The following is a 14,368-nucleotide window of genomic DNA, read 5'->3' as shown; positions in this document are numbered from 1 at the left end:
TTTTGCTTGACACCAATATCTTTCGTTGCCACCAGAATGGAACTGCCTGGAAAGGACCTTGAAAATGCAATCGATCTTTTAAGAGAGGGAGCAACCATCCCATTTATTGCCAGATATAGAAAAGAAGCTACAGGAAATCTTAACGAAATTGAAATCGAAAAGATCGAAGGTCTGATTAAGTCTTTCGACGAGCTTCAGAAAAGAAAAGCTACTATCCTAAAGGCTATAGAAGACCAAAATTCCTTAACCGATCCCTTAAAGAAACAAATTGATAATGCTTCAGATCTCGTTCAACTAGAAGATTTATATCTGCCTTTTAAAAAGAAAAGAAAGACGAAAGCTGATGTTGCACGGGAGCAGGGACTTGAACCATTGGCGAAAATTTTAATGGCTCAGAATTCTGCAAATTCCGAAGACGCCGCGCAGAGGTTTGTAAAGGGAGAGATAGAAAATACTTCTGAAGCTTTAGAGGGAGCAAAAAATATTATTGCAGAATGGGTTAATGAAAACCAGGTGGTTCGTCATAAATTAAGGCAGTTGTATTCCAGGACTGCAGTGATCAGTTCTAAAGTGGTAAAATCGAAAAAAGAAACTTCTGAAGCACAAAAGTTCTCTCAGTATTTTGACTGGAGTGAAAGCCTGAAAAAAATTCCGTCTCATCGTTTTCTTGCTATTCACCGCGCTCAGGAAGAAGGGCTGGTGAGGATAAAATTAGAAGTAGAAAAGAAGAAGGCATATGAGATCATTTCTCAAGTAATCGTAAAAAGAAACTTTTCTTCTCCGGTAATTTCAGAAGCAATAGAAGATTCCTATAAGAGATTATTAAAACCTTCTTTTTCTACGGAATTTTTAAATGAAGCCAAACTAAAGGCAGATAAGGAAGCTATAGCGGTTTTTGCTTCCAACCTGGAACAGCTACTTATGGCACCTCCTTTGGGAAATAAAAGAATTCTTGCCTTGGATCCCGGCTTTAAGTCTGGCTGTAAGCTGGTATGCCTGGACGAAAATGGGAAACTTTTGCACAACACAAATATTTATCCGCATCCTCCGCAGAATAAGAGTACCGAGGCAGAACAAACTATAAAATCCCTTGTTGAAAAGTATAAGATTGATGCTATTTCCATAGGAAACGGAACTGCTTCCCGTGAAACTGAGCAAATGGTAAAGAATATCCCTTTAAGAAACGATATCCCAATTTTTGTAGTAAACGAAGCAGGAGCATCGGTCTATTCTGCTTCAAAAGTAGCGAGAGAGGAATTTCCAGATTGTGATATTACCGTTAGGGGCGCAGTTTCGATTGGTCGCAGGTTGTCTGACCCCCTTGCTGAGCTTGTAAAAATTGATCCTAAAGCAATAGGGGTAGGGCAATACCAACACGAGGTAGACCAGGGGAAACTAAAAGAAAAACTGGATAATGTGGTAATGCTTTGCGTAAACAGAATAGGTGTGAATGTGAATACTGCCAGCAAAGAATTACTTTCTTATGTTTCAGGTGTCGGGCCTACAATTGCTTCAAATATTATCGACTATCGCAATAAAAATTCCGGATTAAAAAACAGGAAGGACTTGCTGAAAATCACCAGGTTAGGACCTAAGGTATTTGAACAATCTGCTGGATTTCTTCGGATAAAGAATGGAAATAATTTGCTCGATGCTACCGGTGTGCATCCCGAGAGTTACGATATTGTGGAAAAAATGGCACGTACCAATAACATGAAAATTTCTGAATTGGCAGGAAATAAGGAGGTGCTTCAAAAATTACAATTATCGGCCTATATCTCTGCTGAAGCTGGTTTGCCAACTTTAAAAGATATTGTAAGAGAGCTGGAGAAGCCGGGATTAGATCCAAGAAGCGAAATTTCTCAATTTGAATTTGATCCTTCTGTAAAAACCTTTCAGGATTTAAAAGAAGGAATGAAACTGCCAGGTTTGGTCAATAATATCACCAATTTCGGGTGCTTTGTAGACATTGGAATTAAAGAAAGTGGGCTGGTTCACATCTCAAAACTGGCAAATAGCTATGTAAGTGATGTAAATACTGTTGTAAAGCTCAACCAAGAGGTTATGGTGACGATTATAGCTCTGGATGAGGCTCGAAAGCGGATTCAACTTTCGTTAATTGACTAAAATTGAACTAGGGTGAGTCTTTGATGCTCTTAAAGGAGTGAGATTTGTGGTAGAATTTAGTAAACAATTTTACCATTTACAGACGAGCATCAAAAAAGGCAAATATCGGCTAGCGAGAGCCGATATTTGCCTTTTTATTCTTCAGATATATTACTTTTTTCTAACTAGACTTCCCGTCTTCCGTCATAATCCTTATTGTGGAATTCGGTTCTATCGTAAAAATCATCTTCCGAAGTATTTCTTCCTTTGGTTCTTCTATTTCTGAAGGAGTTTGTATCAGATTCATCAAGAAAATCTTCGTTTTCCGGTCTTCTTTGTTGCTCTTCGCTTTGGTATTGCTGGTCATAAGCAGAACTTGGCTTAGGCGCTTTTGAATTATTTCCAGCAACACGGTCTTCATCAAATCTATTTTCTTTATAATCGCGATCACGGTTTTCATCATAATCCCGTTCTTCTGTAAAGTTATGATCCTGTGATTGCCGTTTCTCCCGGTCACTTCGCAAATCATTGTCATAAGAAGTATCGGCATGTCTTTCAGAAGTTACCGCGTTGCTTCTTCTGGTTTCTGAAAACTCCTGGTGGCGTGGATGCTCCCGTTCTTCAATTTCCCTGCGACGGACTTCCTCATCAGGAATTCTGCTTGCAGAAGTTCTTTCGTACTCCAGGTCTTCGGGAGTACTGTTTCTTCGCGCCTTTGCTCTATCTGAAGAAGAATGACGGTTATAGGATTGAAGTACCGTTTCTTCATATCCGCGATCTATATGGTTTCCAGATCGATAACGTTTTGTTTCGGCAAAAGTACGATGATCTATAGTATCGGTAAAAACATATTTCTGATCCCTGTTAATTCCTACCATTCCAACTGGAATAATAACGTGGTTCTCACCTTCTTTATTTACAAATTCATGAACATCTTCATTAGTTGGTTTTCCATAGGGATCATGATTTGCTTCAATAATGGTTGAGTCTACTTCCACATCCAGATAAACAACCTTTTCAATTTCTTTATTGACCAAAAGGTTGTCCACCTTGCCAATAACCCGATTGTCTGAATCCTTCACTGCCCATCCTCTAATATCGGGATCTTTACTAGAGATTTTATAATCTGATAATTCACTGAAGTGGAAAAGATGCTGATTTTTATTTTTTGTGCTCATAGCTATTATAATTTATTAAACTAAATCTTTTTTTTTTCTGTTGTTATAATTTTCTAAACCAGTGCTTCAATTTTAATCCTGAACGGCGCATGCAGCTCCTGTAGAAATTTCACATTTGAGGAATGGAGCAACAATCTGGGGGCAAGGGTAACTTCTTCTAATTGGTCAGGATTTTCTTCATCAACATTGCCATCCTGAAATAAAAAAACAAGTAAAATTATTCCTAGTATGACCGCAGCCAAAATGATCCATAACCATTTGGATTTTTTCTTCTCTACATTTATCTCTGCCATCTCCTATAGTGGTTTAATTCTATCTAAGGTAAGTACATAAACGTCTCAGATTATCTAAGCTTAATATAAAGTATTGTTAATTAAGACTTAAGAATTTTTCTGAAGCTGCTGAGCGGCAAACTCTGCAATGGTATTGAAAAGTAGATTGAAAAACCCTGAAGAAGAGTAGCCGGAATACAGAAGCTAAAGTTTTCCCTGTAATTCCAGAACTTGTAAATAAAAAAATCCCGGAGCTTTAATTAAAAGTTCCGGGATTTTTTTAATAATTAACGTGGTATCTAATAAGTACCGGAAGGAAAAACAACCAGGCTTTCGTGCCCATTTTTTCCAACGGCAGCTACGCCAAAAAAGAAATTATCAATAACTATACCTTCAAGAGTAAATTCGTTTACGTCACCTACAAAGCGGGAGTGGTACCAGGTACGGGAAGTCGTATCTCTCCAGTAAATTTTGTACCCGGCAATATCTCCTTCTACTTCTTTCCATCTTAATCTTGCAGAAGCTTCCACAATTCCACCAATTTCGACATTTTCTGGTGCCGGTGGAGCCCAGGCAAGGCTGGCAAGATTAATTGCGTTTACAGAAGTCAATTTTTCAGCATAATCAAAATTAACACCTTCAATTACATCGCCATATGCTATTCCATCTTCCGTTCTTATATCCTGATGCTGACGGTTATAATTTTCATGTGCTTCCATTATTCGTACACCTGCAAAACCAAGATCATTAAAAGGCCGGTGATGGCCGCCGCGACCAAAGCGATCGAGCCTGTAAATCATCATCGGGTTCATTTCAGGCATATAGGTTTCTGTAGTATTGTGAATATAGCGGGCGAGCTGCCGGGAAATTCCATCTACCTCACCACCATAGAATCTGCGCATGGTCCTTTCCTGTTCAGTTTCAGTAGGAGGGACAGGTTCAGAAAAGATGCGAAAGGTACGGTTATCTATTACTCCATCAACACCTTCAATATTTCCAATCATATCGTTATTCAGAATGCCTATGATCTCCCAGTTATTTTCTTTGGCATATTCTGCCAGGCCTTTTCCTCCAAAGAGCCCTTGTTCTTCTCCAGAAAGTCCCACGTAAACAATACTATTTTCGAACTCATAATTGGAAAGTACTCTTGCCGCTTCAATGGTACCGGCCATCCCGCTGGCATTGTCATTTGCACCTGGCGCATCACCTTCATAGTCCATAGTATCAGAATTACGGGAATCTATGTCGCCGCTCATGATGATGTAGCGATTAGGATATTTTGTACCTTTCTGGATGGCAATTACATTAACAATCCACGCCTCATGTGGGATTCGCTCGCCATCTTCGGGAGTTACAAAATCTTTCTGATAAAAAACATCCAGACAATTCTGGCAGTCCCCAGAGATATTATCAAATTCAGATTTAATCCACCTTCTGGCGGCACCAATCCCTCTTGTACTGGAAACAGTATCGCTAAAAGTATTTCTGGTGCCGAAATTTGCCAATTTTCGGATATCGTTTTCTATGCTGTCGGCAGAGACTTTTTCAATGATTTTATAGATGCGTGCATCTGTTTGTTGGGAAAGACCGGCAGAAGATACCAAGACGCTAAAAATGAGAAAAATTAGACTTTGGGATAATTTCTTTTTCATGCTTTTAATTTTTGTAAAGATACCACCTCTTTAGCGATCGTACAAAAGGGTGATATTTCCGAAGAAGACATAAAAAAAGCTCCGTTTCCGAAGCTTTTTATTCAATTTACTAGAAATGAAACTTTTAGCTGGCTTTCATTTTATGAATTTCAGCCTTAGCTTCATTTATTTTTTCTTCCGATTTTGATTTGCTAAGATTAGCTTTAGTTTTTGCTTTTAGCGCATCCACTTTATGATTTAAAGAATCTGTAAAGTTGTTAATCTTTCCTTTTGCGCCAGAAATATAATCATCTCCTGTTTGAGTGATTGCCTTACGGGTCTCAGCACCTTTTTTTGGAGCAAATAATATACCGGCAACCGCACCTGCAGCAGCCCCTGAAATTAATCCTATCAACAATTTTCCTGATTTCATAATAGTCCGTAGTTTATTAGTTTGGTTTCTAATTCTAATTAGAATGTAAAAGTAACGCTAATAAGCGTTAAGACCATAAACTGCTCGTTAACATTGGTATAAACTTTTATTTAAAATGTCAATATTTTAACAAAAATGTTCTATCCGTTTTCGGTAAAAGCTTGCAGAATTGTTCTCACTTTTTTAGTGTCTTCTACATAATACCTGGCGCTGGTTTGTTTAATCCCGACTTTTACGGTATACGCTTTTTCAGGAAGTTCCTTAAACATGTATTCATCTGTCCAGTCGTCTCCTATAGCAAAAATGAAATCCTGATTTCTCAATTTTTTGTTTGAAGCTTTTCCTTTGTTAACTCCACTGCTTTTAATTTCCAGAACTTTATTACCATTTAGAACACTTAGTCCATGGTTTGAGATGAGCTCCTTCAATACATTTGATAATTCATTTGCTCTTATTTCTCCCAATTCAGGATCGGCTTTTCTATAATGCCATGCCAGGGAATAATTTTTTTCTTCAATAAAGGTACCGGGTGTCCTGTCCACAAAATTTTCGATTACGGGTCGAACAGCTTCCATCCAGTCGTTCTTTACATTTTCTGAAAGTACCCAGTCGGCTCTTTTTTCCCGTACCCAAGTCCCATGTTCAGAGATTAGATCGATAGGTGTATCTTCCCACCATCTACCAAGTGTATCTTTATCCCTTCCGCTAATAAGAATAACTTCAGTATTCTCCTGGTTGGCTAGTTTTTTTATAACTGTGATTAATTCTTCGTCAGGCTGGGCGTTTTCGGGCTTATCTGCAAAATTCACCAGTGTCCCATCGTAATCCAGGAATAGAATCCTGCTTTTCGCATTTTTATAAGTTTCAAGAAGATCATCATACACTTTGGAATTTATTCTTATAGCCTCAAATGCCTGACGGTTATCTTCAGTATTACGCAGGGCTTTCATAAAATCCTGTGCCCACTTCTCTACACTGTAGCGTTTTAACCTCTTCTGAATCATTTTGTTGCGCGAAATTTGTTCCTCTTCAGGCATTTCAAAAGCCTGTTTAAGCGTAGAGGCTATTTGGTCAAAATTATTCGGATTGATAATAAGCGCTTCATTCATCTCATGTGCAGCACCTGCCATTTCACTTAAGATCAAAACACCTGTATGATTGGTCCTGGTGGCTACATATTCCTTAGCAACCAGATTCATCCCATCTCTAATGGGTGTAAGTAAAGCAATATCACAGGAAGTATAGAGATCAATAAGATTTTCAAAAGGCATAGACCTGTAGAAGTACCAGATGGGCGTCCAACTTACGGTAGAGAACTTACCATTTATGCGCCCTACAAGTTCATCAATTTCTCTTTTTAGACGTTGATATTGCGGCACATTGGAACGGGAAGGAACAGCGAGCATGACAAGCCTTACTTTTTCAATGAATTCTGGATATTTGTCCAGAAAATATTCGAAAGCCCTTAGACGGTTAGCAATTCCCTTGGTATAATCCAGACGATCCAGACTTAAAATTAGCTTGGCATCTGGTGTAGCTTTTAGGTGGTGATCCAGCCTTTGTTGTAATTCAGATTGATTTTCGGATGTTTTTTCAAAATGATCAAGTGCAGCTTTCTCAAATTTTTCGTAATCAATTCCCATTGGGAAGGAATCCACCTTCACAATTCTGTCTGGAAGCGTAATTTCATTAAAATCTACCTGGTGCCGAAGAATCCGACTAACAGAACTCAGGAAATGTCTTTCATAATCGTAGGTGTGGAATCCTATAAGATCGGCACCTAAAACTCCTTCCAGAACTTCATCCCTCCATGGGAGCGTTCTAAATACTTCATAAGAAGGAAAAGGTATATGGTTAAAAAAGCCAATTATCGCATCTGGAGCCTGTTCCCTAATCATTTTAGGAACTAATAGCAGCTGGTAATCGTGTACCCAAATGTGATCTCCCTCCTGATAATGCTTTAAAACTTCATCGGCATATTTTTGATTTACCTGTTTATAGGTTTCCCAGTACCAGTCATCAGATTCGGTAAATTCCATAAAATAATGAAATAGTGGCCAGATGGTACGGTTACTAAACCCATAGTAGAATCCTTCAATTTCATCTTCAGTAAGATTAACCGCCACGCAATCTTCTTCCCGGGCTTTGCTTTTAACATCTTCAAGGAGATGTTCGGGGATTTCTTCTACAGTCATTCCACTCCATCCTATCCAGATACTGTCTCCTTCCTTGTGAAATGATTTGAGACCTGTTGCAAGACCACCAACGCTGGGGGTAACTTCCAGCTTCTCATTTTCAAGGTTAATTTGTAAGGGTAATCTGTTCGAGATAATTATAGTTTTGCTCATATTTTTCGTTGGTTCTGTTGCAGCAAAGTTGATTTTTCTTAAATTTCCGAAAATCATATTAGAATACCATTCTTTTAAAAGAACTTTAAGATTATATGGAAAATTTAGATTACGGAATTATTGGAAACTGTAAAAGTGCCGCGTTGGTTTCTAAAACAGGTTCTATGGACTGGTGTTGTCTCCCCAACTTTAATTCACCAGGAGTTTTTGCAAAATTACTAGACAATGAAATAGGAGGAAGTTTTGAAATAAATACAGGTGATGATTATAATATAGAGCAGGAATATCTTTGGGAAACCAATATTTTAAGTACAGTGTTTGATAATGGCGAGGATGCATTTCAGCTAATCGATTTTATGCCACGTTACTCGCGCAATGATGGCTCTTACTACGCTCCGCCAGATATCATAAGGTTTTTCCGGTTACTTAAAGGAGCTCCTAAGTTTAAAATTATTTACAATCCGCGCCTGGAGTTTGCAAAGGAAAAAACGTTTAATGAGAATAAAGGCTCTTATATTAAGAGCTTTACAAGAGAAGGGAAATATGACTCCCTCTTTTTATATTCGAGTTTTGATCTGGACAGTATTCTCGAAGAAAGGGAAATTGTTCTGAAGGAAAATTCTTACTGTTTACTCGCCTATCATGAAAAACTTATTCCTCAAACCCTGGACAGGTCATACCTTAAATTCCAAAGGACGAAGACTTATTGGATGAACTGGAGCGAAAAGACAACCAGGTATTCTCATTATCACAACGAAATTATGAGAAGCGCATTGGTTCTTAAAGCGTTGAGCTATAAAAAATCTGGAGCTGTTCTGGCTGCAGCTACCACTTCTTTGCCGGAGACGATAGGAGAGGAACGGAACTGGGATTACCGGTTTTGCTGGATTAGAGATGCCTCTATGGTGATAAAAGTGATGGCTGGACTAGGCCATGTTCAGTCTGCCAAAGAGTTTCTTCAGTTTATTATTGATATTATACCGCACAAAGATGAAAAAATCCAGATAATGTATGGTATAAATGGGGAAAAGGAACTTACTGAACATATTCTGGACCATTTAAAAGGCTATAAAGGTTCCGCTCCCGTTAGAACCGGTAATGCAGCATATATTCAGAAGCAAAATGATATCTACGGAATTTTGATGGAGGTAATTTATCAGCAGTTCCTTCAGTTTGAAACTTCCCTGGAAAATAGCGAGGAATTGTGGACCATCGTTCGTGGGATCGTAATGATTGTGGAAGAAAACTGGCAAAAACCAGACAAGGGTATATGGGAACTTCGTACCGAAGACCGCCATTTTGTTTTTTCAAAACTTCTATGTTGGGTCGCAATAGACCGGGCTATAAAAATTGGAGAGGTTTTGCGCATGGGAATTAATGATACCAAATGGAAAACGCTGCGTGCAGATATTTATAATGATATTTATAACAATGGTTGGAATGAAGAAATCCAGGCATATACACAATCCTACGGTTCAAAAGATCTTGATGCTTCCACTTTACTAATGGAGTCTTATGGGTTTATTGAAGCAGAAGATCCACGTTTTGAAAGTACGGTGAGGGCGACAGAAAAAGAACTTTGCCGCGACGGACTTATGTATCGCTATAAAAACAAAGATGATTTTGGAGAACCTACATCATCCTTTACCATCTGTACTTTTTGGCTTATTGATAGTCTATATAAAATAGGAGAAAGAGAGAAAGCTAGGGCTATGTTTGATCAGCTTCTTTCTTACAGCAATCATTTAGGGCTTTTTAGTGAAGATATAGATTTTGAAACTAAACGTTTGTTAGGGAATTTCCCACAGGCATATTCTCATCTGGCACTAATTGAAACAGCAGCGAATTTTAGTAAAGGACTGGTTTCTGAAGAAAACTTTTTAGGAGTTTTCTAGGGGCTTTTTTGTAGGCATACTAATTCTTGTTTTCGGCAGGCTTTCAGGGTAGTTTTTCTGGATATACTTTAACATGTTCTCCCGAAGATATACCCTGAGATCCCAAGCCGTTGAAGAATCTTTAGCGCTTACCAATAATCTCACTTCCACAGTTTTTTCAGTTGCATCTGTAACCTGGATTACATTTACTTGTTTATCCCAAAACGGAGTAGCTTCAAGGAGCCGTGTTTGTTCTTCTCTTAATTTTTCAACCGGGATTTGATAGTCGGTATAAAGAAAGACGGTTCCAAGAATGTCGGCAGACTGTCGCGTCCAGTTCTGAAAAGTATTTTCAATAAAATATGTAGAAGGAACGACCAGTCTTCTTTTATCCCAGATTCTTACTACAACGTAGGTGAGGGTGATTTCTTCAATTTTCCCCCATTCTCCTTCCACAATAACAACATCCTCAAGTCTTATGGGCTGTGTTAAGGCAATCTGTATCCCTGCAAGCAGCGTACCTATGGCTTTTTGAGCTGCCAGACCAATAATAATTCCCGCGATCCCTGCAGAAGTTAACAGGCTTACCCCTACAGAACGGATACTTTCAAAAGTCATTAGAGCTATACTTAGTGCCAGAAGAACAATTATGAAAATTATGATATTCTCCAGGATCATAAATTGAGTATAAACTTTTCGGGCTTTTAGATTATCTTCAGTATCAACATCGTACTTCCGAAGCATTTGTACTTTAAACACTTTCAGAAAAATTATAAGAAACCAGGCAATGCTTAATATAATGCCAATGGTACTGAGACGACCAACAATGATATAAGTATAATCAAAGGTGAATATCCTGCCAAGAATTGCAATTTTCAAGAGGAGACTTCCGAGGAAAATCAATAGCGGCACCCTTATTCGATTTGCAAAATTAACAGGTAAAATATTATTAGGATCTTTACCTATTCTTTTCAGGATATAAAAGCTCGCCACAAAGCATATAATCAGAGCAATTATACCTGCAACTGTATATTGGATAAACTCCTGGTCTAATTCTTCCATTGAGAGGGTATTTTTCACTTCATTTCCATTAAAACTATAGAAAAAATGCTTCTTTTTGAACTAAAGCAGCTCAAATTAAGCTCCTTTTAACTTTAAAAGGTGTTGTTTTTATGACGGTAATACTTTCTCTGTCATTTCTGAAGAATATCTGCCATGGTTCCTTTATATTAGAGATATTTGTTAACCTTAAAAATAGGAGGCCACAAAATGCCAATTTTCGATCTTAAAAATGATACATATGAAAGCTAATTTTATTTTATTTTTCGGAATTATTACTCTAATGTTTGGCGTACAAAGTTGCGGTGCACAGAATAGTAGCATCGTTGCTGAAGGAGCAGAACTTCTTCTCGTTGCAGATGGATACAATTTTACCGAGGGACCGGCGGCAAATAGAAAAGGGGATGTCTTTTTTACCGATCAACCGAATGACAAAATTCTGAAGTATGATGTAGAAACTGATTCTGTTTCTGTTTTTATGGAAGGAGCGGGAAGGGCAAACGGACTTTACTTTGATAATGATGGTAATCTTATAGCCTGTGCAGATGAAGAATATCAACTAATCAGGATAAGTTCGAATAAAAATGTTGAAGTTTTAGTAGATAATTTTGAAGGAGAAAACTTAAATGGCCCCAATGACCTCTGGATAGCTGAAGATGGAGGGATTTACCTGACTGATCCTTATTACCAAAGGCCGTACTGGGATCGTTCATCTCCCGATCTGGAAAGTCAAAACGTATATTATCTGGCACCGGGGTCAAATTCGCTCACTATGTTAGCAAACGACCTTGTGCAACCAAATGGAATTATAGGAACACCAGATGGAAAAACGCTTTATATAGCAGATATTAAAGATAAAAAAACATATTCCTATACGATTGCTGAAGATGGCGGTTTAAGCAATAAAACTTTATTTGTAGAAATGGGTTCAGACGGGATGACTTTAGATAACCAGGGAAATTTGTACATAACCGGTGATGGAGTGACTGTTTTTAATAAAAACGGAGAACAAATTAAGCATATTCCTGTAAATGAGAACTGGACTGCAAATGTAACTTTTGGAGGAAAAGATGGACAGACTTTATTTATTACTGCAATGGATGCATTATACAGCCTTAAAATGGACGTAAAAGGAGTGAGATGGTAGAAGAGTTTTTAGCTGAATTATATAAAAAAAGCCGTCTGAAGAGACGGCTTTTTTTGCAATAAACAGCATGCTTAGAAGCAATATTTATTTTCTGAAGTCAGTTTTTCTGCAATGGTATTTCGTAATTGAACAACATTCGGCTGATTCTGGTATTTTGTAAAACGCTTTAGTCCCATTAGCATCATGCGCTGTTCGTCACCTTCAGCGAAAGAAACAATTCCCTCTTTTGCTTTTTGATTCACCGTGTCTACAGCGTGGTACAAATAAAGTTTAGCCATGGCGATTTGCTCTTTCTGAGTATCTTCTCCATAGCGTTTTGCATTCTTTTCAGCTCTTAGAATGGCAGATTCTGCCAGGTAAATCTCAATTAAAATATCTGCGGAAGCCATTAAAAGCTGCTGATGTTCTTCCAAATCTGGTCCGAATTTTTGGACGGCACTTCCTGCGGTCATAAGGAATACTTTTTTCAACTTGCCGATCATTTCTTTTTCTTCTGCGAATAATTCAGAATAATCAGGTTTATCCATAGAAGGGATTCCCGTCAACTCATCTCCCACAGCAGTAGCCGGTCCTAAAAGATCAACATGCCCTTTCATTGCTTTCTTAACCAACATTCCCACAGCGAGCATCCGGTTAATCTCGTTTGTTCCTTCATAAATCCTGGCAATACGGGCATCTCTCCAGGCAGATTCCATCGGGGTATCTGCAGAGAATCCCATTCCGCCGAAAATCTGAATTCCTTCATCACTACAATTCTGAACATCTTCAGAACAAGCTACTTTTAGAATAGAGCATTCAATAGCATATTCTTCGACACCTTTAAGTTCTGCTTCAGCATGGGAACTTCCGCTTTCCAATCTTATGTTAATTCGATCTTCAATATTTTTCGCAGCCCTGTAAGACGCCGCCTCTCCTGCATATGCTGAAGTTGCCATTTCTGCAAGCTTCGATTTTATAGCACCAAATTTGGCAATTGGAGTATTAAATTGTACGCGGTCATTAGCATATTTTACTGAAAGATCTGTAACCCTTCGTTGTGCATCCAAAGAAGCTGCGGCAAGCTTTATACGACCAATGTTCAGCGCGTTCATAGCAATTTTAAAACCGTTTCCCCTTTCAGAAAGCATATTCTCAACCGGAACCTTTGTATCGTTAAAAAATACCTGGCGGGTAGAGGAGGAGTGGATCCCCAGTTTTTTCTCTTCCTCTCCAAAAGTGATCCCGTTTTCCGGATCATTTTCAACTATAAATCCGGTGATGTTTTTATCATCTTCAATCCTTGCGAAAACAATAAATACATTGGCAAAACCTGCGTTTGAAATCCACATTTTTTGTCCGCTAATGCTGTAGTGTTTTCCATCTTCAGAAAGAACCGCTTTTGTCTTTCCGGAATTTGCATCACTTCCCGCTCCAGGTTCTGTAAGAGCATAAGCACCAAACCATTCTCCGGTAGCGAGCTTCGGAACATATTTTTTCTTCTGTTCCTCGGTTCCGTAAAGAGTAATTGGCATTGTACCAATTCCCGTATGCGCACCAAAAGCAGTGGCGATAGATCCGGTTGCGCCCGAAATATAATCGCAAACCAACATGGTAGAAACAAAGCCCATTCCGAGCCCGTCGTATTCTTCCGGAACTGCTACTCCAAGGAAACCAAGTTCCCCGGCTTTGCGCATTATTTCTTCGGTTAATTTATAGTTCTTCTTTTCGAACTCTTCTTTGTTCGGCCAGATTTCACGTTCCACAAATTCCTTTACAGATTCGCGCATCATAATTTGTTCGTCGTTAAAGTCTTCAGGAGTGAAAACATCTTCGCAGTTGGTTTCCTTTACCAGGAACTGGCCACCGCGGAGTAATTCTTTTGAATTTAATGTTGTATTGCTCATGTTGTTTGTTATTAATTGAATCAAGAAAAAAGAGCCAGGAATTAGGACAAGGTATCGATGAATTTAAAAATCATTCGCTGAATTTGTTGAACCTTTTCCTCTAATTTTTCAAATTTTTCTTTGGTTATATACTGTTCTTTATATGCGATAATTATCTGTGTTTCCCATTCAAAGGAAGAGCCAAGGCTAGCTTCCAGATAGGTTCTAAAATGTTTGTTTGTAGATTTACTCGTGCCCTCAGCAATGTTAGAGGGGATAGAAACAGCACATCTCGTAAGCTGGGAAACAAGATTAAATTTTTCAGAATCAGGAAATGTTTTTACGACATTATATGTTTCCTGAACCAGAACGATACTTTCCTGCCAAATTTTAAGATTTTTAAAATTGTGCCTTTTCATTTTGTGACTACCTGATTCCTGTTTCCTGCTTCTTGTCTC

General features: G+C 38.4%; 11 protein-coding genes. 3 read left to right on the top strand and 8 right to left on the bottom strand.

The features are described 5' to 3' along the window. Positions 1-6 precede the first annotated feature (6 nt). Positions 7-2,127 (top strand): Tex family protein, encoded by a 2,121-nt coding sequence (locus RM541_RS14495; protein WP_432264683.1) that lies wholly within the window; start codon positions 7-9, stop codon positions 2,125-2,127. 164 nt (positions 2,128-2,291) lie between these two features. Here RM541_RS14495 and RM541_RS14490 read toward each other — a convergent pair whose 3' ends face one another. The 5 genes from RM541_RS14490 to RM541_RS14470 all read right to left on the bottom strand — a co-directional run bounded on the left by RM541_RS14490 (position 2,292) and on the right by RM541_RS14470 (position 7,968). Beyond that, complete coding sequence (locus RM541_RS14490; RefSeq protein ID WP_311500850.1) at positions 2,292-3,284, bottom strand: YlmC/YmxH family sporulation protein; 993 nt, start codon at positions 3,282-3,284, stop codon at positions 2,292-2,294. A 53-nt stretch (positions 3,285-3,337) separates the two neighbouring features. After that, positions 3,338-3,577 (bottom strand): hypothetical protein, encoded by a 240-nt coding sequence (locus RM541_RS14485; protein ID WP_311500849.1) that lies wholly within the window; start codon positions 3,575-3,577, stop codon positions 3,338-3,340. Between the two features lie 278 nt (positions 3,578-3,855). Then, positions 3,856-5,208, bottom strand: coding sequence for a M28 family metallopeptidase (locus RM541_RS14480; RefSeq protein ID WP_311500848.1), 1,353 nt, complete (start codon positions 5,206-5,208; stop codon positions 3,856-3,858). A 124-nt stretch (positions 5,209-5,332) separates the two neighbouring features. Continuing rightward, entirely contained in the window at positions 5,333-5,620 is a 288-nt protein-coding gene (locus RM541_RS14475; protein ID WP_311495416.1) for a YtxH domain-containing protein, read from the bottom strand. A gap of 140 nt (positions 5,621-5,760) precedes the next feature. After that, complete coding sequence (locus tag RM541_RS14470; protein ID WP_311500847.1) at positions 5,761-7,968, bottom strand: bifunctional alpha,alpha-trehalose-phosphate synthase (UDP-forming)/trehalose-phosphatase; 2,208 nt, start codon at positions 7,966-7,968, stop codon at positions 5,761-5,763. A gap of 95 nt (positions 7,969-8,063) precedes the next feature. On the opposite strand from RM541_RS14470, the gene RM541_RS14465 reads away from it, so the two are divergent. Then, the gene (locus RM541_RS14465) at positions 8,064-9,863 is read left to right on the top strand and encodes a glycoside hydrolase family 15 protein (RefSeq protein ID WP_311500846.1); all 1,800 of its coding nucleotides are present in this window, start codon (positions 8,064-8,066) and stop codon (positions 9,861-9,863) included. On the opposite strand, the gene RM541_RS14460 is transcribed toward RM541_RS14465, so the two are convergent. After that, the gene (locus RM541_RS14460) at positions 9,849-10,904 is read right to left on the bottom strand and encodes a mechanosensitive ion channel family protein (protein ID WP_311500845.1); all 1,056 of its coding nucleotides are present in this window, start codon (positions 10,902-10,904) and stop codon (positions 9,849-9,851) included. The two genes, RM541_RS14465 and RM541_RS14460, sit on opposite strands and share 15 nt — an antisense overlap. A gap of 238 nt (positions 10,905-11,142) precedes the next feature. Here RM541_RS14460 and RM541_RS14455 point away from each other — a divergent pair, with 238 nt between their 5' ends. Next, on the top strand, positions 11,143-12,048 hold the full coding sequence (locus RM541_RS14455) for an SMP-30/gluconolactonase/LRE family protein (protein WP_311500844.1): 906 nt from the start codon (positions 11,143-11,145) through the stop codon (positions 12,046-12,048). 71 nt (positions 12,049-12,119) lie between these two features. Here the strand turns inward: RM541_RS14455 and RM541_RS14450 are convergent, their stop codons facing one another. Beyond that, entirely contained in the window at positions 12,120-13,931 is a 1,812-nt protein-coding gene (locus RM541_RS14450) for an acyl-CoA dehydrogenase FadE (protein WP_311500843.1), read from the bottom strand. Between the two features lie 41 nt (positions 13,932-13,972). Further along, positions 13,973-14,329 (bottom strand): four helix bundle protein, encoded by a 357-nt coding sequence (locus tag RM541_RS14445; RefSeq protein ID WP_311500842.1) that lies wholly within the window; start codon positions 14,327-14,329, stop codon positions 13,973-13,975. Positions 14,330-14,368: the final 39 nt, after the last annotated feature.

This window comes from Autumnicola psychrophila, assembly GCF_031846645.1.
GTDB classification, from domain to species: domain Bacteria; phylum Bacteroidota; class Bacteroidia; order Flavobacteriales; family Flavobacteriaceae; genus Autumnicola; species Autumnicola psychrophila.
This window is presented reverse-complemented; position numbering and strand designations above follow the sequence as displayed.